The sequence below is a fragment of the Paenibacillus konkukensis genome (assembly GCF_023523925.1).
GTDB lineage: Bacteria > Bacillota > Bacilli > Paenibacillales > NBRC-103111 > Paenibacillus_S > Paenibacillus_S doosanensis.
Genome location: NZ_CP027059.1, coordinates 5,916,651 through 5,941,473 on the forward strand (window position 1 = coordinate 5,916,651; position 24,823 = coordinate 5,941,473).

General features: G+C 54.7%; 15 protein-coding genes and 2 pseudogenes. 11 read left to right on the forward strand and 6 right to left on the reverse strand.

The features are described from left to right. Positions 1-28 precede the first annotated feature (28 nt). From SK3146_RS25775 to SK3146_RS25785, 3 genes are all read right to left on the reverse strand, one after another. Positions 29-1,018 carry an ABC transporter permease gene (locus SK3146_RS25775; RefSeq protein ID WP_249861454.1) on the reverse strand — a complete coding sequence of 330 codons (990 nt, stop codon included), beginning with the start codon at positions 1,016-1,018 and terminating at the stop codon, positions 29-31. After that, on the reverse strand, positions 1,018-2,532 hold the full coding sequence (locus SK3146_RS25780) for a sugar ABC transporter ATP-binding protein (protein ID WP_249861455.1): 1,515 nt from the start codon (positions 2,530-2,532) through the stop codon (positions 1,018-1,020). The genes SK3146_RS25775 and SK3146_RS25780 overlap by 1 nt, the downstream gene beginning before the upstream one ends. Positions 2,533-2,625: 93 nt before the next feature. After that, entirely contained in the window at positions 2,626-3,723 is a 1,098-nt protein-coding gene (locus SK3146_RS25785) for a sugar ABC transporter substrate-binding protein (protein ID WP_249861456.1), read from the reverse strand. 354 nt (positions 3,724-4,077) lie between these two features. Here SK3146_RS25785 and SK3146_RS25790 point away from each other — a divergent pair, with 354 nt between their 5' ends. From SK3146_RS25790 to SK3146_RS25820, 7 genes are all read left to right on the forward strand, one after another. Then, positions 4,078-6,456: a helix-turn-helix domain-containing protein gene (locus SK3146_RS25790; protein ID WP_249861457.1), complete on the forward strand. Its 2,379-nt coding sequence runs from the start codon at positions 4,078-4,080 to the stop codon at positions 6,454-6,456. Positions 6,457-7,070: 614 nt separating this feature from the next. Then, positions 7,071-8,705, forward strand: coding sequence for a type 2 periplasmic-binding domain-containing protein (locus tag SK3146_RS25795; RefSeq protein WP_249861458.1), 1,635 nt, complete (start codon positions 7,071-7,073; stop codon positions 8,703-8,705). A gap of 264 nt (positions 8,706-8,969) precedes the next feature. Then, positions 8,970-9,824, forward strand: coding sequence for an ABC transporter permease (locus SK3146_RS25800; protein ID WP_375295567.1), 855 nt, complete (start codon positions 8,970-8,972; stop codon positions 9,822-9,824). Positions 9,825-9,836: 12 nt separating this feature from the next. Further along, positions 9,837-10,718: a carbohydrate ABC transporter permease gene (locus SK3146_RS25805; RefSeq protein WP_249861460.1), complete on the forward strand. Its 882-nt coding sequence runs from the start codon at positions 9,837-9,839 to the stop codon at positions 10,716-10,718. Between the two features lie 315 nt (positions 10,719-11,033). Further along, positions 11,034-12,023, forward strand: a complete 990-nt coding sequence (locus SK3146_RS25810) for an S-layer homology domain-containing protein (RefSeq protein WP_249861461.1) — start codon at positions 11,034-11,036, stop codon at positions 12,021-12,023. A 194-nt stretch (positions 12,024-12,217) separates the two neighbouring features. Continuing rightward, positions 12,218-13,012 (forward strand): alpha/beta fold hydrolase, encoded by a 795-nt coding sequence (locus SK3146_RS25815; RefSeq protein WP_249861462.1) that lies wholly within the window; start codon positions 12,218-12,220, stop codon positions 13,010-13,012. A 115-nt stretch (positions 13,013-13,127) separates the two neighbouring features. Continuing rightward, on the forward strand, positions 13,128-14,624 hold the full coding sequence (locus SK3146_RS25820; RefSeq protein WP_249861463.1) for an oligosaccharide flippase family protein: 1,497 nt from the start codon (positions 13,128-13,130) through the stop codon (positions 14,622-14,624). Between the two features lie 805 nt (positions 14,625-15,429). Here SK3146_RS25820 and SK3146_RS25825 read toward each other — a convergent pair. The 3 genes from SK3146_RS25825 to SK3146_RS25835 form a co-directional block, all read right to left on the reverse strand. Then, positions 15,430-16,710, reverse strand: a complete 1,281-nt coding sequence (locus SK3146_RS25825) for an IS110 family RNA-guided transposase (RefSeq protein ID WP_249860577.1) — start codon at positions 16,708-16,710, stop codon at positions 15,430-15,432. A 114-nt stretch (positions 16,711-16,824) separates the two neighbouring features. Then, positions 16,825-17,484, reverse strand: a complete 660-nt coding sequence (locus SK3146_RS25830; RefSeq protein WP_249861464.1) for a transcriptional regulator — start codon at positions 17,482-17,484, stop codon at positions 16,825-16,827. 518 nt (positions 17,485-18,002) lie between these two features. Further along, positions 18,003-18,428, reverse strand: coding sequence for a hypothetical protein (locus SK3146_RS25835; protein ID WP_249861465.1), 426 nt, complete (start codon positions 18,426-18,428; stop codon positions 18,003-18,005). A 67-nt stretch (positions 18,429-18,495) separates the two neighbouring features. Between SK3146_RS25835 and SK3146_RS25840 the strand changes: the two are divergent. The 4 genes and pseudogenes from SK3146_RS25840 to SK3146_RS25855 form a co-directional block, all read left to right on the forward strand. Continuing rightward, positions 18,496-18,906: pseudogene (locus SK3146_RS25840) on the forward strand (LamG-like jellyroll fold domain-containing protein); the annotation flags it as partial. Between the two features lie 150 nt (positions 18,907-19,056). Beyond that, positions 19,057-20,229 (forward strand): annotated as a pseudogene (locus SK3146_RS25845) (right-handed parallel beta-helix repeat-containing protein); the annotation flags it as partial. Between the two features lie 172 nt (positions 20,230-20,401). Further along, positions 20,402-23,629, forward strand: coding sequence for a glycosyltransferase family 39 protein (locus SK3146_RS25850; RefSeq protein WP_249861466.1), 3,228 nt, complete (start codon positions 20,402-20,404; stop codon positions 23,627-23,629). Positions 23,630-23,656: 27 nt separating this feature from the next. After that, the gene (locus tag SK3146_RS25855; RefSeq protein WP_249861467.1) at positions 23,657-24,658 is read left to right on the forward strand and encodes a glycosyltransferase family 2 protein; all 1,002 of its coding nucleotides are present in this window, start codon (positions 23,657-23,659) and stop codon (positions 24,656-24,658) included. Positions 24,659-24,823: the final 165 nt, after the last annotated feature.

The following is a 24,823-nucleotide window of genomic DNA, read 5'->3' on the forward strand; positions in this document are numbered from 1 at the left end:
CATGCAGCTTCGGCGCCGCAGCGTCCGGTCATGAGGCGCGCCGGCGTGCCATATGAATGAACGTGATGGCCAGAGCGAGCACAAGCACCGTTCCTTTAATAATATCGAACGCATAGTACGGCAAGTTCAGCATGGTCAAGCCGTTGAGCAGCACTCCGATCAGCACGGCTCCGAAGAAGGTGCCGATCACATTCGGTTTGCCTGCTCCGAGCACCGAGAAGCCGACGAACACGGCGGCTACCGATTCCATCAGGATCGGCGAGCCCGCGTCGATCTGCCCCGAGCCGACGCGGGCGGCGAACAGGATGCCGCCGATAGCGGCGAAGACGCCGGACAGCACGTAAGCGAGCGTGCGTACGCGGTTGACCGAAATGCCGGAGAGCCGCGCTGCTTCCCGGTTGCCGCCGGTCACGTACAGCTGACGGCCCCAGCGGGTATACGTCAGGAAGATGTGGACGACGACGACGGCGACGATCATCAGCACGACAGGCACGGGCAGGCCGAGCAGCTTGCCTTGGCCGATCCAGAGGAACGATTCCGTAAATTTGCCTGGCGCTTTCGTTCCGTCCTGCATTTGCATGTTGTTGTAGATGGAGAAGCCTTTGGTGTACGTCTTATGCACGCCGCCGATAATGTACATGACCGCGAGGGTCGCGAGCAAATCGGGAATTCTTACCTTCACGATAAGAAAAGCGTTTAACAAACCGATAATAATGCCGATCAATAGCGGAACGGTCAGCACCAGAACGAGCGGCAGCTGGTACCAGACCATCATCGTCGCGACGACGACCGTTGTCAGCGAGACGGTCGATCCGACGGACAAGTCGAAGCCGTCGACGATTTGCGAGAACGTCACGCCGATGGCCACGAACGTGACGATAGAGATGGAACGAAGAATGTCGGCCATGTTGTCGTACGACAAAAAGTTTTCGTTGACTACCGAAAATACGATGATAACGGCGGCGATAATGATGAGCGCCCCGTATTTGTATGAATAATCGAGCAGCTTGTCCTTCACTAGACCGTTGCCTCCCCTGCGCTGGCGTAATACAGTATTTGCTCCTGCGTCGCTTCTTCGCGCCGCAATTCCTTGACGATTTGACCGTAGCTCATGACGAGAATCCGGTCGGCGATGCCCAATATTTCCGAGATTTCGCAAGATAAGTAGACGATGCCTTTGCCTTCCTGGGCGAGCCGGCCGATCAGACGGAAGATGTCGCTCTTGGCGCCGACGTCGACGCCTTTGGTCGGCTCGTCGAACAAGTACACTTCCGCTTCCGTGGGAAGCCATTTGCCGACGGCGACCTTTTGCTGGTTGCCCCCGCTCAAATATTTGACCGTCTGGTCCATATTCGGCGGCTGAATGCCGAGCTGCGCGATCATCTCTTTGGCGTTGACGGCTTCCTTCGATTTCTGGACGAAGCCGAGCGTGCTGAACAGCTTAAGCAGCGGCAGCGACAAGTTATGCTTTACCGTCTGCTCGACCAGGATGCCCTGCTTGCGGCGTTCCTCGGGGATGAGCGCGATGCCTTCGCGCACCGCGTCGGCCGGACTGCCGAGCTTCAGCCGCTTGCCGCGCATCCGGATTTCGCCGCCGGCCAGCGGATCGGCGCCGAACAGCACGCGCGACAGCTCGGTCTTGCCCGCGCCGACGAGTCCGACGACGCCGACGATTTCGCCGCGGCTAACGGTCAAATCCACGCCGCGCACCTTCGTGGAGAAGGTGATGCCGCGAGCCTCCAGCAGCGGCTCGCCGATCTCGACCTCCGCCTTCGGGAATTCTTCCTCGAAGGTGCGGCCGAGCATCTGCTCAATCACCGCCTGCGCGTTCGTCTCCGCCGCCGCGACCGTCGTGATGCGCTGTCCGTCGCGCATGACGGTGATTCTGTCGCTGATGCGGAATACTTCGCCCAGCCTGTGCGAGATGAAGATGCAGCCGACGCCCTCGGCCTTCAGCCGCTCCATAATGCGGAAGAGCTGATCGGCTTCTTCATTGCTGAGCGGGGCCGTAGGCTCGTCGAAAATAATGAACTTCGCCTTCTGCGCCAGCGCTCGTCCGATCAGCACGAGCTGCTTCTGCGAAATGCTAAGCTCGCTGACCTGGCGCCTTACGTCGATCGTGAGGCCGATATCGCTCAGGATGCGCTCGGCTTCCTTGTTCACCCGGCTCCAGTTGATCCAGGAACCGCCGCTTGTTTGGGTAAGTCCGTCGAGCATAATATTTTCCGCGATGCTCAGCTGGGAGACGAGGGCGGTATCGACCTCCTGGTATACGCACTGGATACCGCTGCGCATGGCGTCGATCGGGCCTTGAAGAGCGAGCGGCTTGCCGTCGATGGCGATCTGCCCTTGCTCGGGAATATAAGCGCCGGCCAGCACTTTGATCAGCGTGCTTTTTCCGGCCCCGTTAGCGCCGAGCAGGGCATGAATTTCACCGCCGCGCACTTCAAAGTCAACCTGCTGCAGCGCCTTGACGCCGGGGAAAGACTTGGATATCCGGTTCATTTGCAGTAAGGCGGTGGTTAAAGACATCAGGCATCACACTCCTTCTTTCAATGGAAAATCCCACCGGCCGTGCGCCGATGGGATAAGAGCTATTGCACGCGTTTTTCGCGAGGCTTCGGTCTATTTCTTGGCCGGTTGTTCCAATTGCTTGAGCCAATCGGTGTAGCCTTGCTCGCTGTTGCCCCAGCCTTTTACATGCTCGCTAAGCTGCGTTGTGGAGATTTGCGTTTGCGGCAATTGGTCGCGAGAAACGAATACCGGATCGAGCACGATATTGTCCGGCGTCTGATCTCCGTGCAGTTTTTGGTACAGGTAACGGACTTGAACGCGTCCGATGTCTTTAGGATCGACGGCTGCGGAAGCGACCCAAGGATTCGTCGTGTCTTGGATCATTTGCAAGTCCTCGTCGCTCATATCGATCCCGTATACTTTAATTTCCGTACGGCCCGCTTGCTGAATGGCGCGCGCCGCGCCTTTGGCGAATTCGTCCCAAGCCGCCCAGACGGCCGTGATATCGCCTTTGTTCGGATATTTCTTCAAGATCGCTTCCATTTGCGCCTGCGTATCGAGAGCCGTGTTTTGCGATGCCGCGCCGAATGCGGCAACCTCTTTGACATCTTTGTTCTTGTCCATAAATTGCTGGTAAGCGACTTGTCTGCGCTCCATCGGAGCGAAGCCGGCTACCCAGATTTTAACGATATTGCCTTTGCCGCCGATATCTTTGCTCATTTTATCGAGCGTCAGCTCGGCCATCTTCTGGTCGCCCTGCTCCAGCACGGTTACGCCGGGAACTTTAATATCCGCGTCGAAGGCGATAACCGGAATTTTTTTCTCGACCGCTTTCTTGATGCCTTGGTCGAGCGCCTCTGCTGTCCCATGGTCGATCAGGATGCCGTCGAATTTTTGGTTAATGGCTGCGTCAAGGTTCGAAGACATTTTGGCGAGGTCGCCGTCGGCCGTAAAGACCGTTACTTTGCCGCCGAGTTTTTCGGCTTGTTCTTTGACGCCTTCTATGTACTGCGCAGAGAACGTGCCAAGGTTAATTTGCATGATGAGTGCGATTTTTTTATTGGCCAGCGATCCGGCTGCGCCTGCTGCGGCATTATCTGCCGGAGCCGCGCCTTCCTGCTTGGCTTCGGGTTTCGCTCCGCAAGCCGCCAAGCTGATCGATAAAATCAGCACGAGCAGAAGCGCTATGCTTTGTTTCAAGCTTTTCATTCGTGGTCCTCCCCCGGAAAATCTGTTTTTATAATTCCAATATGATTACTTGGTAATTGTATTTTATCACTAGCCCTTGCAAATGGTCAATGAAATTTTTCATTATATCGATGTATTTCGACTAAAATTTCGACAAATTATGACATCCCTAATAGTTTATAATAACACAGCGGCCGGAGAATGGGAATACGAGAATCCGCGTATAGCGGCTTGCGGCGGTCCAAGCGGCTTAGGCAGCAAAAAAGAGGTTGTAAAACAAGAATAAAAGATGAATAATAATAGGTAGTAAACGTTTTCAAAGCGGATTGACAGGCATGGCATCTACGTACGATTATCTCTCGGGGGAGGGATTCGATGAGACTATGGACCAAGTTCCGGCTGCGGCGGCGCAGCGTCGTTCTGACGTGGCTGTTATCTTATATGGCCGTGCTGCTGCTGCCTGTCGTGATCAGCATTATCGTATACAACTCATCGAGCAAAACGCTGGAGAGCGAAATTCATCAAGCTAACGACGCGCAGCTGAAGCAGCTTCGCGAGATTATGGATAACCAGTTTCAATCGATGGAACGGCTGAGCTTTGAAATGACCTGGAACGTCAAGGTGCAGGACTTGCTGTATTCCAACAAATACCGGACGCCGAACGAAGACCGGTACGATCTGTTCCAGGTAACCCAGGATTTAAAACTGTACAAATCGTCGTATCCTTTTTTGGATAGCTTCTATATATATTATGCCGCGGACGATATGCTGCTGCTTCCCGCCATAACCCGGGATTCCAAGCTCGGCTACGATCTGACCCACGAGGGAGGCTCCATGTCTTACGAGCAGTGGAGCGCTATATTGAAGCAGAAGTCGTTCAAAGGCTTTATCCCGATGCCTTGGCTCGGCGAAGACGGTCATTTGCGACAGGCGGTAGCTTACGTCAGCACTTACGCGGCCGGCCCTGGGGAGAAGCCTATCGGCACGAACGTCATTTTGCTGGACGAGGCGAGAATTCTCGGTCCCCTTGCCAATATGCAGTTTTACCGCGAGGGCCAGGTGATGATTTTGAACAAGGATAATCAGGTGCTTGTCTCCAGCAACGGCGACGCGGCTCCCGCCAATCTCCCCTACTCGGAGCTGAACGGCAATGAAGGGCTTTTCTACTTCACGAAGGACGGGGAGAAGATGGAGGGCTTCTATATTCATTCGGCGCGCGCCGATCTGAAGTACGTCTCCGTTATCCCGAGCCGCTTGTATTGGAAAAAAGCCGAGCAAGTGCGCAACCTGACCTACATGAGCATTCTGATCAGCGTAGTGGGCGGGGTGATCCTGACATACTTCTTCCTGCGCAAAAACTATGTGCCCGTGCGCGAGCTGATGCAGACGTTCGCCGGCAAGACGGACGCTCCTATCAAGGAAAGCGGCAATGAATTTCATTTTATCCAGGAGTCGATCCATCATACGCTGCGCGAAATGGATAAGTTCACGACGCAGATGAAACAGCAGCATCATGTGCTGCGCTCGAATTTCATCGGCCGGCTGCTGAAGGGCAAGCTCGACAGCCAGGTTCCTGTCGACGAGGCGCTGACCGCCTATCATATGCAGCCGCTGACGCAGGATTATGCGGTGATGCTGCTGTACGTCGATGAGCGCGGCCCGTTCTTCGAGCGCATTGAGGGGATGGAGGTCGGCGACAAGCATATGCTGCTGCAGTTCATCGTCACGAATGTGGTGGAGGAGCTGGCGGGGCGGAAGCATCGCGGCTATGCGGTGGAGATCGACGAGACGTTCGCCTGTTTGATCAATTTCAGCGCGGGGACGGAGGAGGAGCGCCGGGGCGAGATGATGAGCATCGCCAAGGAAGCGCAGAGCTTCCTGCTGCAGCGGTACCATATTCATCTGACGTTGTCGATCAGCGGGACTCACACGTCGATTTCCGGCATTTCGCGCGCGTATTCGGAAGCGCTGGAGGCGATGGAATACAAGCTTGTGATGGGCAGCGACGAAATTCTCGCTTATCCTGCGCTGCGGCGGGAGGAGGAGCAGGACCGCACGTCCGGCTATTACTATCCGCTATCCGTAGAGCAGCAGTGGATGAATTCGATGAAGATCGGCGATCTGGAGCAGGCGAAGCGGACGCTGGACGATATTATCGAGCGCAATTTCCGCAGGCATCCCGCACTGCCGGTGCCGCTCGCCAAATGCTTGTTGTTCAATCTGGCAAGCACGATGATCAAGACGACGAGCGAAATGGGCGACGAAATGAGTCCTTTCCTGCGCAATAACCCGAAGTCGATTGAGCGGCTTATGGCGTGCGAGACGGTCAAGGATATGCAGCTCCAGCTGAACGGCATATTGGAGAAGGTGTGCGCGTATACTTCGGACAAGCGCCAGCAAAATATACAGCAGGCCCGTCAGCAGGCGCTGCAATCGCTGGTGGAGCGCGTTACGGCCTTCATCGGCGAGCATTATCAGGACGTCAATCTGAACATATCCATGATCGGAGAGCATTTGGACATGAAGGCGACGTATGTGTCCAAGCTGTTCAAGGATCAGACCGGAGGCGGCCTGCTGGATTATATTAACAAAGTGCGTATTGAGAACGCCAAGACGCTGATTGCCGAGCATCAGCGAAGCATTACCGATGTCGCTTCGCTCGTCGGCTTCAACGACCCGAATGCGTTTATCCGCACGTTCAAAAAATACGAGGGGATTACCCCCGGCAAATATAAAGAAACGGTGAGTGTGTGACGATTTCCGCGAAGCGGCGGCCGTCCCTTCGGGATCGCCCGCGCCTGCATGCACAGACAGCGGTGTTCCGCCGGTATATGGCGGGAGACCGCTTTTTTGTTGTTTAGGAAATGATGCGCAGCCATATCCTGTGGATATCCGGGGGCTCCCCCGAAAGTAATGTGTCTACCCATAGAACGATCCCAGAGGAAGGGTTAGACGCCGATCCAGCTTAGGCTGGATGCGGACGGAATAAGCTTCAGAGCAACCGGCGTACGGGAAGGCAGCGGAAGGTCGAAAAGCGGCTCAAGGCAAGCGGGCCGCGTCCGGCAGCACGGCAAACAAGCGAATGCCGCCAATCGGAGCTCGCCGGAGAAGCGCGCGCCCGTCCTCGTTTCTCGCTTCTCAACCGTTTCCCCGGCCAATTTCCCCGGTCAATGCACCGCCTTTTCCGCCGCTTTTTGTCCCTATTTTGGATATATTGCAGATCGATTTGGAGCTTTTGACTACTGCCGTTTCATATATTGACGATGCGAAAGAAAAAATTGCCGATATCAATTTGTAAGCGTTGTCATTATGATGGAAGTGTGAGTTACGCATCTCATACCTAAAAGAATAGCGGGAGGTCGAAAGCGATGAAGAAAAGAAGTAAACTCATCCCTATTGTAACGATCACCACCATGATGAGCAGTTTGGCGATAGCTTGTTCCAATCAAGCGGCTCCGCCGGCTGCCGATAACACCAAAGCGCCGCAGGGCGACAGCGCCCCGGCGGCAACGACATATCCTATTAAAACGGATAAAACGCTAACGTATTGGGGAGAAATTACCGGCAACGCAGTCGGCATCAGCTCTTCCCTGGCGGATATTCCGTTCTTCCAGGAATGGCAGAAGCGGACCGGCGTTCCGCTCAAGTTTTCCTCTCCGGTCGTCAACCAGGCCAAAGAAGGCTTGAACGTCCTGCTGGCGTCGGGCGATCTGCCGGATATGATCGAGTACAACTGGCTCGATTTCCCCGGAGGTCCGGAGAAGGCGATCAAAGACGGCTACATTTTGAAGCTTAACGATTATATCGATAAATACGCTCCGAATTTAAAGAAATATTTGAAGGAGCATCCGGACGTCGACAAAATGGTCAAAACCGACGAAGGCAACTATTTCGCCTTCCCGTTCATTCGCGGCGACGAATATTTGAAGGTGTTCCAAGGGCCGATTGTGCGTAAAGACTGGCTCGACGAGCTCGGTCTGCCGATTCCCGAGACGATCGACGATTGGTATACCGTGCTCAAAGCATTCAAGGAGAAGAAGGGGGCTGCCGCTCCGCTGTCCTTCTTCAGCGTGCCGCGTCCGCTTGAGCAAATTTATAACGGCGCTTTCATCGGAGCCTTCGGCATCAACCGGATGTTTTATACGGAAAACGGCCAGATCAAGTTCGGTCCCGCCCAGCCGGAATACAAGGAATTCCTCGCCACGTTCCGCAAATGGTACGCAGAGGGCCTGATCGACAAAAACATCGCCACCGTAGACAGCAAAACGCTCGATGCGAGCCTTGCTTCCAATGCGACAGGAGCCACGATCGGCAATACCGGGGGCGGCATCGGCAAATGGATGCCGATTCTGACGGCCAAAGATCCGAAAGCGAATCTGGTAGCTGCACCTTATCCGGTGCTGAAGAAGGGCGATACGCCGAAATTCGGGCAAAAGGACCCTGCCTTTGCGCCGGGCGGCATGGTGGCGATTACCGCCAATTCCAAAAACGCCGAGCTTGCGGCACGGCTGCTTGATTACGGCTACAGCGACGACGGGCATATGTTCTTCAACTTCGGTACCGAAGGCGTCAGCTACAAGATGGAGAACGGCTATCCGAAATATACCGATCTCATTATGAATAATCCGAACAAATTGGCTCCTGCCCAAGCGATGTCGCAGTATATCCGCGGCAACTACAACGGACCGTTCGTACAGGATAAACGGTATATCGAGCAATATTTGACCATGCCTTCGCAGAAGGAAGCAGTGACCGTTTGGTCCAAAACCGATGTGGACAAATACGCGCTGCCTCCGATTACGGCTACGCCGCAGGAGAGCACAGAGCTGGCCAAAATTATGACCGACGTCAATACGCTGGTCGACGAAATGACGCTCAAAATTATTTTGGGCAACGAGCCTCTGGAAAACTTCGACAAGTATATGGATAAGCTGAAATCGCTCAAGCTGGATCGCGCGATCGAGATCGAGAAAGCTGCGCTGGACCGTTACAACAAACGGTAATTCGCGCGTGATCCGGAAGGCCGTACCAGGAGAGGCGTATGACGCCTCTCCTCCCGGCGCCGGAGATGCCGAGGATACCCCGCAACTATTGCGCTAGCCGAAAGCTTGCGAAGCCGGTTCCGCCGTGAGAGGCGGAGCTTCAGAGGAGGGAATGTTATGGCCAAAACGATGACTGTCGAGACATCCGAGAGCGCCGCGCTGCGCCGACCGAGCTGGACTTCCCGGGTCGTCAAAGACTTTGTGCTCAACAAATATTTGTATTTGATGATGCTGCCCGTTCTCGTCTACTATGCAATCTTCCATTATGCTCCGATGTACGGGGCGATTATCGCTTTCAAAGACTATACGCCGATGAAAGGCATACTCGGCAGCCCTTGGGTAGGGCTGGCCAATTTTCAGGACTTTTTCAGCAGTTATTACTTTTGGCGTATTTTGAAAAATACGATCGTCATCAGCGCCTATTCCTTGTGTTTTGAATTTCCGGCGCCGATCATCTTGGCGATTCTCATCAACGAAGTGCGCAATGCCGCATTCAAGCGGGTCGTTCAATCGATCACTTATATGCCGTATTTTATCTCGCTCGTCGTCATTTGCGGGATGATTAAAGATTTCACCAACAGCGACGGCATCATTAATATGATCTATACGTACTTCGGCGGCGACGGTCAGGCGATGCTGCAGAAGCCGGAGCTGTTCCGGGGCATTTATATCGTTTCGGAAATTTGGCAGAAGATAGGCTGGGAATCGATCATTTATATCGCCGCATTAATGAGCATCGACCAAGAGCAATACGAAGCGGCCCGGATGGACGGGGCGGGGCGGTTCAAGCAAATTTTGCATATTACGCTGCCCGGTATTTTGCCTACGATTACGATCATGTTTATCCTGCGGATGGGCAATCTGCTGAACGTCGGCTTCGAGAAAATCATTTTGCTCTACAACCCGGCTACTTACGACACGGCGGACGTCATCAACACCTTCGTCTACCGTAAAGGCTTGCTTGAATTCGGCTGGAGCTACAGCTCGGCGGTCGGCTTGTTCAACTCCGTCATTAACCTGATCCTGCTCATTAGCGCCAACTGGATCAGCCGTAAAATCAACGAAAACAGTCTATGGTGAGGAGGGACTTCGATGAAACGGGATAACGGCATTATGGAACGGATCTTCGATTGGAGCGTCCACATTATACTGCTGCTGCTGGTCGTCATTGCTTTGTATCCGCTGCTGCATGTGGCCTTCTCCTCGCTCAGCGACGCCAACCAGATCATCGCCCACAAGGGGCTGTTGTGGAAGCCGCTCGGCTTCAGTCTGGAAGCGTACAAGAACGTGTTCGATAACCCGGGCATTTTTACGGGCTACCGCAACACCTTGTTTATCGTCGTATGCGGCGTCATCATCAACTTATTCGTCACGGCGCTGGGCGCTTATGTGCTCTCCCGCAAAAACGTCATGTGGAACAAAGTATTTATTTTCCTCGTTGTGCTTACCATGTTTTTTAACGGCGGTTTGATTCCGCTTTATCTCGTAGTGAAAAACGTCGGTCTCATCAACTCGCTGTGGGCGACGATCATTCCGTTTGCGGTCAATACGTTCAACCTGATCATCATGCGCACCGCCTTCATGTCGGTTCCCGAAAGCCTGGAAGAATCGGCGAAGATCGACGGAGCGAACCATTTTACGATATTGTTCAAAATTATTATTCCGCTCTCCATGCCGGTTATCGCCGTAATGATTTTGTATTATGCGGTGGAGAAATGGAACGGCTGGTTTTACGCCTCGATCTTTATCAAGGACCGCGATCTGTATCCGCTGCAGCTGATTTTGCGGGAAATTTTGCTCGCGAATTCGACGGACAGCATGTCGTCCGGAGCCGCCGCAGCCGATAAGTTCCAGATCGGGGAAACGATCAAGTATGCGACCATCATGGTAGCCACGGTGCCGATCTTGTGCGTGTATCCGTTCGTGCAAAAGTACTTTGTCAAAGGCGTCATGGTGGGTGCTTTGAAGGGGTAATGGGCGGCGGGCTCCCGCTGCTTGGGATGCTTGGGATGTACCGCAGTATTGCCGCAAAGAGCCGGGATTCTCGGACTTTGCGGTATTTTTTTGCATTTTTGGCGTTATGCGAGCAACCTTTTGGAAAGCATCGCCGTCTAGAAGGTAACTCCGGAGTGATAAGTTGGAAACGATTTGCAAAATTTTGGTGAACAATATAAGCGAAAGTCAAATCCCGTTGAACAATGAGCGTTCGGAAGATCGAGTGGAAACTTCTATCGACCGCAGGCCGCTTGTTTTTCACCGCACTTCAAAAGCAAAGGTGGATATTGATACATGAAAAATAAAAAATGGATTACTCTGATGTCGACGGCAGCTCTTCTGTGCAGCGTGTCCGCCGGTTCGGCGTACGCGTTTTCGGATGTGGACGCGGCGGAAAAAGAGCCGATATCGGCTTTGCAAAATAGAGGGATCGTCAGCGGCGTGGACAGCCAGCATTTTGTTCCGCGCGGTCAAATCAGCTATGCTCAAACGGTCAGCATGATCGTAAAGGGCATGAAGCTGAATCTCAATACGGTCAAATTCGTCAAAAAGCCGGTGGCGTCCGACTACTTTACGAACGTTCCTAACGACGCCTGGTACGCCGAAAGCTTCGTGATCGCCAAGGTGAACGGCCTCGATCTTCCGCAGGATATCGATCCGAACGCTGCGGTCACCAAAGAGAAGTATGCCGATCTTCTCATTCATGCGCTGGATACGAAAGGCGTCTTCCCGACGGTGAAAATGCTCATTCTGTTCGCCGACGAAGACCAGATCGACAGCGAGTACAAGGACGAGATGCAGCGTATTTACCTGCATAAGATCGCCAATCTGGGCGAGGACCGCATGGCCCATCCGAAGCAGCAGATGACCCGCGGCGAAGCGGCCGTGTGGCTTTATAATACGATCAAATTCGCGGAAGCGCACGCAGAAGCGCCAGAGACGCCGCAGCAAGGCGATGTTGAGGTGAGCGTCGAGAAGGTTAGCGACGAGGTGAACAAGGTGATTTTGTCGCGCCAAATGCCGCATCCGGGCTATGGCCTGCAAATTACCGGCATCCGCTTCCAGGAGGACGGCACGGCGGTCGTTCAATACCAAGTGACGGCTCCGGACCCGGACAAGATGTATCCGCAGGTCGTTACGGAGGTTAAGGCGGCAACCTACGTTGCCTCGAAGTATAAGCCTGTTGCCGAACCGGCGGTTGTTACACTGCCCGGCGTGCTCGGCGGCTCCTCCAGCTCCGAACCCGCCGCCTCTACCGTGTCCGATATCGTTCAGCCGCAATAAACGCCGGACGCCGCGAGCCTATTGCGGGTTAAACGCGGATATCCTGTCCGTCTATAAGCATCCCTATCTCGTTGTCCGCGGCTTCTTTCAAAGCTTGCCCCGGACGAAACGGATAGGGGTCTTTTTGTTTGAGAAGCGGCAAGGTGTGGTAAAATAAACCTGATTGTTATCAACGGAAGGGAGCTGTTTCTTTTATGGATAAAAAATTCGCTCAGCTGGATCATATCCGGCTCGCTTACAAGGAACAAGGACAAGGACCGGCCGTCGTGCTGCTGCACGGCTTTTGCGGAAGCTCCGCTTATTGGGACAAGCTGCTGCCTTTGCTTCCGGACGGCTGCCGCTTTATCGCCCCGGATTTGCGAGGTCACGGGGACTCCGAAGCGCCGGAAGGAACGTATACGATGGAGACGATCGCGGACGATATCGCGCAGTTCATCGGCAAGCTGGGCCTCGGCCAAGCGATCGTCCTCGGACATTCGCTAGGGGGTTATGCGACGCTGGCGCTGGCCGAGCGTCATCCGAATGTGCTGTCCGGCTTCGGCTTGATCCATTCGACCGCCTATCCCGACAGCGAAGAAGGCAAGCAAGGCCGTCTCCAAGGGATGGAGACGATTAAGGGGCAAGGGCTGCCGGCGTTCATCGACGGCTTGATTCCGAAGCTGTTCGCGCCGGATCACTTGCAATCGATGCCGGAGGCGGTGGAAGAGGCCAAGCGGATCGGCAACGGCACGAGCCCGGAAGGGGCGATCCGCACGCTCGAAGGGATGCGGGTGCGGCCGGACCGCAACGGCGTGCTGCAAGGGACGAAGCTGCCGCTGCTGCTCGTCGCCGGTGAGAACGACCGGATCATTCCGGTCGAGCGGACGATGGCCGTGAGCGGGGAGCGGGTGACGCAGCAGGTGATCCGAGGCTCAGGCCACATGAGCATGGTGGAAGCGCCGCAAGAGCTTGCGGAAGCGATTGCCGCTTTCGCCGCCGCTGTGCGGTAACTGCTTTATTTTTTGAAAAAAGTGAGCTAATGATTATTGCTAGGGCATCTTCCCGGTGTTACGATACAACCAAATCCAGCGAAGATAAACAGAAATCAGGAGAAGGTGCCCAGAAATGCATAAGCTTGTACTGAACGAGACCCAACGGTTTTTACTGCGCAGCGTGTCCATTATCGTGCTCGGTCTCTTTATTAACCAATTGCTGCAGACGGCAGGCGGGATCGTACTGGCGCGCGTGTTGAACGATCCGGCTCTGTTCGGCGAAGTGAACCTGCTGCTGCAAATTTTCGGGATGGTGTCGCTCTTCCTTAACGTAGGCTTCAATGCCGCGCTTGTCTATTCGTTCTCAACTAATGTCCAGGAAGCGGTGCAGGATAAATTCCGGTTGGCTTTGATCGGAAGCATGTTTTTCGGCATCGTCGTCAGCCTGCTGCTCGCCGCCTTGTCGCCGTGGCTTGCCCGTGCGTACCAGCTTCCATCCTTGCAGGGGGCGCTCTTGATCAGCTCTCTCATGCTTATTTTCAACTCGGTCATCAACGTCGGAGTAGCCTCCTTCTCGGGCAACCGGGATTTCGGCACTCAGGCTTTTTTTATGGTCATTACGACGATATTTTCGACAATGGGTATGATTCTGGGGGTGCTTGCGCCCGCAGGTCATAACTTGTTATGGGGCGTTTCGCTGTGGATGGGGGTCGGCTCGCTGCTGACCGCCTTATTTATTTGCTGGAAGGCGAAGAGGGTGCATCGGCCGCGGTGGGGCGGGGGAATCCGATTGTCGCAAATGCGGGAGATGATGAAGTACGGCGTTCCCGTATGGGCCGGCAATATTGCCAAGGCGTTCCAGCAGCCGTTTCTCGTAATGGTGATCGGCGCGAGCTCGGTCGTTGCCGTAGGCCATCTGGCCAATGCGTTTCGAATTACGGGCTTCATCGGAATTGTGACCTGGGCGTTCATGATCGTCACCTTTCCGTTCGTCGCCGAGAGCTCGAAGGATTGGGCGGAGAGCCGGCGCAGAGGAACGCTGTGCGTGCGGTATAACAACCTTATTTTGTATCCGCTGACGTTGGCGATCTGCCTGTACCCGGATGAGATCAACGGTTTTTTGTTCGGGACCAGCTACGCGACCGGCGACTCAGGCACCTATATCCGGCTGTTGGCGCTCGGCGTATTTTTCTCCTCCGTCGGCCGTCTGGGCGGCAATATTTTGGCCGGGCTCGGCAAAACGAAAGCGAATTTCTGGGTGATGATCGTTGCCGGCATCTTTGTCGTCGCTCTCGTGCCGTTTATCGCCGGGAATCATCCGGTGCTCGCCGTCTGGATTTACACGGGCGGCTGGGCTGTATCGGCTTTGTCGATGATCTGGTTCTTCTACCGCGAAGGCTTCAAGCTCGATTGGTGGAAAGCTTACGGCGAGCCGCTGCTGCCGACTTTGGCGATGGGCGCGCTGATGGAGCTCGGCCGGTTCACCGGCTCCTGGTTCGGCTGGTTTGTCGGAATGGGCATCGTCTGTCTGCTGCTCGGGACGTACTACATTGAAGCGAACCCGCTCCCCGTACGCGGTATGCTCCGGCTGAAGCCTTCGGTCGGCGGGCGAAATAAACTCAACCGCTGACGGTTGCCGTATTGTGCCGGGCATGGTTTGCGGGCGGCCTATTTCGCTGGCAGTCTATTTCATAGTAGCGACATTTACTTGTGGGGAGGACACAGTGAAAAGGGGATTCGTCAATTTTGTTCCTTAGACGATAAAACAACCAGGCAGAATGTGGACGCCAAACTGAAGCGCGATAACCTATCAGAACACGACCTGCACTAGATCGCGAAAACCTGCAACGCGACGTTCGAAGGACGTCCGACTGCTAACGGACGCCACAGCCGTTACATCGTTCGAAGCCGCCGTTTTCAAAACGTAACGGACGTCACAGCGCTTAATGGCTCGGAATGGCCGCTTCAACGGGGCTGCTTCGTCAAATAGCGGCTGCTATGTCCGTAAGGAATCCAAAGGTCCGATTTTTGCTTGTATAACGGCTGCAGTGTCCGTCCCTCGTAATTAGGGGATAATCTCACGAATGCTCACTCATTCGCAGGATTTCTATTGTATTGGATGTCGGTGAAGTTTGGAATGTAGGGATTCTGGCCCATCTCATTGGCTAATAGGCATGCAGGAACAGAGGCAGCGTTCATAACGCTTCCAGTTTTACCCTATTGTGCACTACTCCACTTTGCCTCTGGAGGTTCACCCTCCCATGACTCAACGGGTCTTCGCCCTTACATTCCTTCGTTACACCTGTCCAAAGGTGTGGAGACCGATAGCGTTTACTTGACGGGTCATTGCCCTGACGGACACAGAATTCGGTTCACTGTGCATCCATGATTTGAAATCCTGCAAATGAGTCAATACTCGTTTCTGCTAGGAGACTTTAGGCTGCAGGGATGGCCGCTTCGTGTGCGGAACGGTATTCTTCTCCTCTTTGAACCATACCGATCGTGATGCGTGCCCATTTTCCAATTAACTTAAAGATTGATGCCTGCTTCTTCATCCCCTTCGCTACGTTGTGTTCATGCCATCGCTTGAAATCTTCATTGTATCGAACGAGATTGAGCACGCCCAGGAACAAATATTTACGCAGCATGCTGTCTCCGCGCTTGGAAAGCTTGATTTGTCCTTTGAACTTGCCGGAGGTGCACTCTGCCAGATTCAGACCGGCCCGCCTGAGCAACTGCCGACCATGCGAGTACAAGCGAAGGTCGCCTGCACAACCCAGGAGGGCTGCAAGGGTAATCGTCCCCAGCCCGCGAATACTTTGCAATTGCTGCGCCAACGGCATGTCACCCACGAGGGCCTCTATTTCCCGCTGGATTTCATCGAGTCTCTGAAGGGACTGTTTATACGCATCCAACAACCGCTTGATATCTCGACGCGCTTCTTCCGGCACTCGCTTGTCACCGATGCTGCGTGCGGCCAAAGATAACAGCTCCAGCGCCTTCGCTCTCCCGCTAACGCCTGAGGCCCGTTTCATGCCTTGTTCTTTCCAGCCTGCAATGACCTGCTCTACCGTTAGCCCTTGAAGGTCACCAGGTAGCGCAAACGCGCCGAGCGTCGCCAGCGCACGAGGGACGGTCCAATCTTTGAATACCAGTCTGAACTCAGGGAAGTACAAATCGATCCACCGGACGATGCGGTTACCTAAACGTGTGGCATCCTTCGACCAGAACTCGCGGTCGCTCATGATGGTTTTGATCCGTTCAAAGGCAGTCCCTCGGGGAAGGTAGTCCGTGTAGAAGCCCCGGCTCACCACATCAGCAATGGTGAGTGCATCTTTTGGATCGTTTTTGGAAGGACTGTTGTCCCGATTTTCCTTGTTGCGGTGCGTCGTGACGGGGTTGACCAGCACGACGTCAACGCTCTGCTCGAGCAGCCAGTTGGCAAGATTGAACCAATAGTGCCCCGTGGGCTCCATGCCGACGAGAAGCGAAGACAAGCCGTGTTTAGCTTGTGCTTCTTGAATCCACCGGAGAAATCGTTTAAACCCCTCCCGTGAGTTGGGAAACGACAGGTGACGTGAAGTCAGAGAGCGACCGCGAAAATCCGTCAATTGGGCTACGTGGCTATCTTTCGCGATGTCGACTCCCACCACCGCATGGTGTGGGGTTATACGGTCGATTCGTTGATTTATAGTGGCATTTCGGTTAAACTTCATAATAAGACGCCTCCTGATGGGTTTTTAGGGCCTTGACCCGTGACACCCCCATCATACGAGGCGTCCCTGTTTTTGTCCAAGGCCAAATATTAGCCTCTACAGGAATGTTTACGCTTAGCTGTCTCCGTCCCAACGCAGTTTATAAGTGCGATACCGCTGATTTCCGCTGGCAACCGTCAACAGATTTCGTTCGACCAGTCCATGAAGCACTCGCCGGGTGTGGCGATCGGACAGTCTGAGATGCCCGGCAAGGTCGCCGGCTGCAAACGAGTGAAGCACCCGGCGCGCATACCGCAGCGTTTCCGCCTCAGCCCAGTCCAAATCGGACGATAGCGGGGTGGAGATGAATTTCCCGATAAAAGCAAGTACCAGTTGCTTGCAAAATTCAGGTTCTTCCATTATCGATAGATAAGCGACATAAAGACAAGTCCAATCATCCAGCGCAAGCATCGAATGCTTTTTGCACAAATCTTTGAAGCGGGTAACGCCGATGTCTCTCGCATGGGACCGATAATCCTGAATTTCGATGCAGCCTTTGACCCCTCCCGGCATATATGCCAGATCAAGATAGCGTATGGAATTGTGAACATCGCGAATCTCCCATTCCGGATACAGATGATCCAGATTTCCAACCGCCGGATACCAGCAGGATCGCAAAAATGCCACGGTGCCGTGCGATAATCCTCTCTCAAGAAGCTCGCGTCTTCTCGCGTTCCTCTCCTTCGCAATATGCTGATGCAGCCATTCCTCATAGGTTTTCAAAAATAAGCTCATGATCCAATCCCCTTTTTTTCAAGCTAACGAAAAAGCCGCCCTAATACGGCATCCTTGCAAGGATGGTCATATTAAAGCGGCATGTGCTTCAAGCCGGTTTCGATATGGTTCGAGTATATACGATTGTGACGGTTATCGCAACGGATACCCGTCTTTTATTCGATCAAGCCCATACTTTCATCCCAAAGGAAAATGCGTGCTACTCCGCTATACCCGCAGATTTGCCCTTTCTTTCCCGTAGGCGCATTTAGAAGAGTGGTGAAAAAGTCCGCTGCGGCGTCCATTTGATCCTCCAATCGCTGTTGAAAACGGATTCTTTGGATTATTTTTTCGTTTTTCTGTGGAGAGAATCCGTCTGCATAGGCGACCGCTTACGCTGTTCCAACTCTCTAGCCGCTCTCCGGCCACTTGTTCAACGGGCTTTTAGAAAAGGACGGCTAGTTTGCCGTCCCAAAATACGCTCGGGAGGGGCGCGGGCTGATCCACTCGCAAATGACGGGCGATAAGCGGGCGATTCCTCATCCCCCTGGCTCCGCTCCCCGCAGATTTCGTGCCAAACCGGCGTGAGCTGCACATTTCCTAAGCTGCGGATTATTCATCAAGCGAGATGATACCCCGCTGAAGGCGGCTGTGGAGAACAGGTTAAAATCAGATGATTGATGTAACGGGCGATCCGATATACGTTGGAAATGAAGCTTTTGGGTAAAATTCCCATAAGGGGATGGTTGCCCGGCTTCCGCCATGAACGTATTGCAGCCCACGTTCTTAATGGCGATCTTACACATATCCCGGGGAGGTGAACTGTAAGACGGCGTTAATGCCCATTTATTCCTAACAGCAATATCAGTACGATTAAAGGAGGAAGATAACGAAATGAAAAGAAAGGGAAGCATTCGACATTTGGCGTTGATTTTGAGCTTTTCTCTGCTGGCTGCTATGATCATGTTGACCCCGGTTTCGGCAGCGACGTTGTTCAGCGATAATTTTGAAGACGGCAACGCCGACGGATGGATGACTCAGAACGGCACTTGGTCCGTCGTCCAAGACGGAGGTTCTTATGTCTATTACCAGTCCAGCACGAATGAGGGGCGAGCATCGGCCGGAAGCCAGACATGGACAGATTATAGCGTAGAAGCCAAAGTAAAGGTCGACAATTGGAACGGCTCTAATCGTACCTATGTAGCGGGGCGTTACAAGGACGGCAACAATTTCTATGCGGCATCCCTGTATAACAGCAGCGGAGGAACGCTGGAAATCCGTAAAAAAGTAAGCGGTTCAACGACAACGCTTGCCACCAAAACGAACGTAGGCTTGTCTGCGGGCACCTGGTATACCGTAAAACTTGAATTGGCCGGATCTTCCATTAAAATGTATGTTAACGGTACTTTACAGCTGACGGCCACGGATTCCAGCTTGACGTCCGGCGGAATCGGGCTGGTCGCTTATAAGACCGTAGCCAAATTTGATAACGTCGCCGTTTCGGACAGCGGGTCTTCGACGCCGACACCGACCCCAACGCCAACACCGACGCCAACGCCGACGCCAGCGCCAACACCAACGCCTCCGGTATCCGGCAGCATTTATGTCGCACCGAACGGGCTGGACGGCAATGCGGGAACGATCGGCAGCCCGACGACTCTGACGTCGGCGATTACGAAGGTCGCGCCCGGCGGAACGATCTACCTGCGCGGAGGCACGTACGCCTATTCCACGCAAATTACGATTGACCGGACGAACAGCGGAACGGCCGGCGCCAAGAAACAGATCGTCGCTTACGGGTCGGAGAAGCCTGTGCTGGATTTCTCCTCCCAGACGTACAACGCCTCCGACGTGTCCCAGAATGCACGGGGATTGCAAATCAACGGCAGCTACTGGGTTGTGAAAGGCCTGGAGGTGAAGGGCGCGGCGGACAACGGCATCTATGTGGCCGGCAATTACAACCGTCTTGAAAACCTCGACGTTCATGACAACCGGGATACGGGCGTGCAGCTCGGAAGGTACTCCTCTTCGGCGTCCAACAGCGAGTGGCCGAGCTACAATGAAGTCGTCAATACGTATTCTCATGACAATTTCGATCCGGATAACGGCGAGGATGCCGACGGCTTCGCCGCCAAGCTGACCGTGGGACCGGGCAATGTGTTCGACGGCTGCATATCGGCGTATAACACGGATGACGGCTGGGATTTGTACACCAAATCCGATACGGGAGCGATCAGTCCGGTAACGATTCGCAATAGCGTCGCTCATCACAACGGGCAGACTTCCTCGGGGAATTCGACCAGCAACAGCGACGGCAACGGCTTTAAGCTCGGCGGAGAGAAGATCGCGGTCAATCATATCGTGATCAACTCAGTCGCTTACCAGAATAAGAAGCACGGTTTTACGTACAACAGCAATCCGGGCTCCATTACGATGAAAAACAATACGTCCTTCGGCAACGGGCAAAGCAATTTTGCTTTCGATACGGGAACGCATCAGTTTTCCAACAATTTGTCCTACAAAGGCTCCTCCAGCGATAAAACGAGCGGAACCGATGTGGACAGCTCCAACGTTTGGTGGAAAAATAACAAAAGCACCAATGCCAAAGGCTTGGTTGCCGCGGACGACGATTTTGTCAGCTTGACGCCGACGCTGACCCGCAATGCCGACGGATCGCCGAATTTGGGCAATTTCCTGAAGCTGGCTTCGGGCAGCGATTTGAAGGGGGCAGGTACGCCTAGCGGCACGGATATCGGACACGATTAACGGTTTGATTGGCCTGCCCTAGGGTTGGGTATAACTGAGGTAAGAGGAGGACCCGGGGGAAATGCTTTCTTCCCGGGCCGCTCCCATCCTGCCCTGCAATAAGCGGCGAGACTCTACTAACCACCTGGGGGCGAGGATCATCATCACTACATGGCTGTGCAGCTTGCTCTTCATGCTGTTATGCTTTTTCGTTTACCGTTATATGGACAAGGGGAGCGGGCTGCGGCGCAGGAACGCTTCGGAACATAGGCTGCTCTTGTCGGCGATACTTGCGGCGGGATTCATTATCCGCGTCGTTATAGCTTGGCATGTTTACGGTTATGACGTCGATGTTAACACGTTCAAGGCATGGGCGGCGCATGCGGCTTCCGCAGGCCTTGCGAGCTTTTATACGGAGGATATGTTCGCCGATTATCCGCCGGGTTATATCTACGTGCTGTATGTCATCGGATGGCTGAGAGGGCATCTGAACATGCCGTTCGATGATCCCGCGTTTTTGCTGCTGCTGAAAAGTCCGGCGATCGCCGCGGATATGCTCGGCTCGTATTTGCTTTACCGCCTGGCTATCCGGTATACCGGGAATTTAGCCGCCGCTGCGGGCTCGGCAGCGCTTTATTTGCTGAATCCGGCGGTGATCGCCGACTCGGCCGCTTGGGGGCAAGTAGATTCATTTTTCATGCTGTGGGTGCTTCTGCTGTTCGAAGCGTTGTCGCAGGGGAAGCTGAGGCCGGCGGCCGTGCTTTATGCGGTTGCGCTCTTGATCAAGCCGCAGGCGCTTTTGTTCGGGCCGCTGCTGCTGTTTATCTTTGTCCGCCGCCGTTCGTGGCGTGAGCTGGCTGTCTGCCTCGGGCTCGGACTGGGCGCTGTCGTCTTGCTGGCCGCTCCGTTTCTGATTCATAAGGGGCCGCTCTGGCTGTTCAGCCTGTATTTCGGCACGCTGTCCTCTTACCCGTACGCCAGCTTGAACGCGTATAATCTGATGACGCTGCTCGGAGGCAATTTTGCTCCGGTCGCAGAGAAGATGCTCTTGCTTAGCTACCAGACATGGAGCGCACTGCTGATGGCTTGCGTGCTAGTGTTTGCGGCCTTCTTATATTTCAAAAGCAAGCGGGACGAGTCGCAGCTCGCCGTGATCGGCGCTCTGCTGATGGCGGGGGCTTTCACGGTGCTGACGAAAATGCACGAGCGCTATTTGTTTTACGCGCTGCCGCTGCTGCTGTACGGCTTCATACGGTCCAAGGACCGGAGGCTGCTGCTGTTGTTCGCCGGCTTCAGCGTGACCCATTATATCAACGTCGGTCAAGTGCTGGCGGCAAGCTTTCGTCAGGAATACCATATCGCTCCGGGGGATGCCGTGTTAAGGGGCGTTTCGCTGCTGAACGTCATATTGTTCGCTGTCCTCTGCGTAACCGCATGGCGGCTTATCGTTCGGCGGAGCACGGTTATGCTCGCGGGCGGAACCGCCCGGGAAGATGGCGGCGGGCCCGATCGTCGCGGCAAGAGGGGCGACGAGGGCCGCTCCGCCGCCCGAGCGGCTTCTGTTGCAAGCATAGCGCAGCTAAGCGCGGCGGCGGAGGATGCGGGACGAGGCGGCTTGCTGAAGCTGCTTCCGCGCGTCTATCCGCTGAACTGGCGGCGCAAAGACACGCTGCTGCTGGGCGCGCTTGTGCTGGTGTATTCCATGCTCGCCTTCTATCATCTCGGCTCGACCGAGGCGCCGGAGACGGGATGGCAGGCGACGGAGGCCGGGGAGCGGATCGTCATCGATCTGGGCGAGAAGCGGCAGATCGAGCGGATCAACAGCTTCGAAGGGATCGGGGACGGCAGCTTCACGTATGAAATCAGCGAGGACGGACTTGCCTGGAAGGAGCCTGTCGAAGTTTCCGCCGATGTGTTCAAGGTACTGATGTGGCAGGTGATTCCCGTCAATGAAACCGGGCAGTATATCCGGCTGACGGTGAAGCAGCCGACGTTTACGTTGAACGAAATCGCCGTCTATGCCGAAGGGAGCCGGCAGCCGGCGCCGATTCGTTCGGTGCAAGGCGAGCGGGTAAATCCCGCTACGGCGGAGGCGGTCGCGCGGCTTGCCGATGAGCAGAGCAAGGCGGCGTACACGCCCACGTACATGAACGGCGCTTATTTCGATGAAATTTATCACGCCCGGACGGCGTACGAGCATCTGCATAAGATCGAGCCTTACGAATCGACGCATCCGCCGCTCGGCAAGCTGTTCATTTCGCTCGGGATTGCGCTATTCGGGATGAATCCTTTCGGCTGGCGCATTGTCGGAACGATGCTCGGCATCGCCATGCTTCCGATCATGTATGTGTTCGGCAAACGGCTGTTTGGCCGGAACGAATATGCGTTTGTCTGCAGCTTCCTGATGGCGGCGGACGCCCTGCATTTTGTCCAGACGCGCATTGCGACCATCGATGTGTACGGCGTATTTTTCATCCTGCTGATGTTCTACTATATGTACCGGTATTGCGGGGAGAGCCTGCTGGCCGAGTCGTGGACAAGATCGTTCATCCCTCTCGGGCTGAGCGGCCTGTTTTTCGGCTTGGGAGCGGCGTCCAAATGGATCGCGCTTTATGCTGGAGCGGGACTGGCCGTCATGTTCTTCCTATCGCTGGCGCTTCATTACAGAGAATACCGGCTGGCGGTGAGAGAGCTTGCCCGCGAGCCTCGGACGGATGCACAGCGGGCGGCCCGACTTAAAGCTATTGCCGATGTGTTTCCGTTCCGGGCGCTCATGACACTGCTGTTTTGCTGCGGCTTTTTCGTCATCATCCCGGCGGCGATCTACGTCATGTCCTACATTCCGTTTATGATGGTGCCCGGCCCCGGGCACGGACTTGCGGATGTATGGACGTATCAAAAAAACATGTTCAGCTATCACAGCCAGCTTAAAGCGACGCATCCGTTCAGCTCCGAATGGTGGCAGTGGCCGATTATGGCAAGGCCCGTATGGTATTACGGCGCCGCGGAGCTGCCTCCCGGCCAAATATCCAGCATTGCGGCGATCGGCAATCCGCTCGTATGGTGGACGGGATTCGCGGCGATCGTACTGCTGCTCGTGCGGGGCCTTCGGACCCGCTGCCCGAAGGCGCTGTTTATCGTCATCGCCTTTTTCTCGCAGTATGTTCCGTGGATGCTCGTGCCGAGGCTGACGTTTCTTTATCATTATTTTGCGATGGTTCCGTTCTCGATTTTGGCGATCGTTTATTATTACCGGCATTGGAAGGAAACGAACCCCGCAAGCAAGCGCTGGCTGTACCTGTATCTGGGGGCGGCCGCCGTCGGTTTCGCGCTGTTTTATCCGGTGCTGTCCGGCCTCGTCGTAAGCCGCTCTTATGCGGAGCATGTGCTGAAATGGTTTCCGCAGTGGCAGTTTTTTTAACCTATTATCCGAAAGGAGGGAGCGTCCATGCAGACGGACATCCGCTATACCGTCATCGTTCCGATGTTTAACGAGCAGGAGGTCATCGCCGAAACCTATGCAAGGCTGAAGCAGGTTATGGATACGCTGGGCGAGCCGTACGAGCTGCTGTTCGTCGATGACGGGAGCAGGGATCGGACAGCCTCGATCGTCAAGGAAATCAGCCGCAACGATCCTTGCGTGCGTATGCTGGGCTTTGCCCGCAATTTCGGTCATCAGGTGGCGATAACGGCCGGGATGGACTATGCGGAGGGCGATGCGGTAGTCATCATCGACGCCGATCTTCAGGACCCGCCCGGAGTCATTGTGCAAATGATCGACAAATGGAAGCAAGGCTACGACGTCGTCTACGGCAAGCGGCTGAAGCGCGAAGGAGAGACTTGGTTTAAGAAAACGAGCGCGCACATGTTCTACCGCATGCTGAAATCGATGACGAGCGTCGACATCCCGGTGGATGCGGGGGATTTCCGCCTGATCGACCGCAAAGTATGCGACGTGATGAAATCGTTGACGGAGCGCAACCGTTATGTGCGCGGCTTGGTCAGCTGGACCGGGTTCCGGCAAACGTTCGTGGAGTACACGCGCGAGGAGAGGTGGGCCGGGGATACCAAATACCCGCTGCGCAAAATGCTCCGCTTTGCCGTCGACGCGATCGCTTCCTTTTCTTACAAACCGTTGAAGCTGGCCGCTTACCTCGGTTTCGTCCTATCCCTCCTCAGCTTCGTCTATATTCTGGTCATCGTGTATCAAAGGCTGTTTACCGATACGACGATTACGGGCTGGTCCTCGATCGTGGCCATCAATTTGTTTTTTAATGGGATCGTGCTGATCATTCTCGGCATTATCGGGGAATATATCGGGCGCATTTATGATGAGAGCAAGGGCAGGCCGCTTTATATTATTTGGGATAAAACCGGGTACGGGGAAGAGAGTGCGGACAACGCCGGGAAGCATGAACGGGAGGCGGAGCGGCAAGGGATTCTCCGATGAAAGCGGCGACGCGGCAAGAGAGGAGGTGAGGCGAAGGGGGAGGTAGAGAGAATGCTGGTTTGCCGGCTTTTAAAAAACCGGTGAAAAACGAACGGAGGGGCCATTTGAATCTGAAAAAGCGTGAGCGATCGCCTTTGTCCGCGGATTTCAACCGTTTCACGGGAC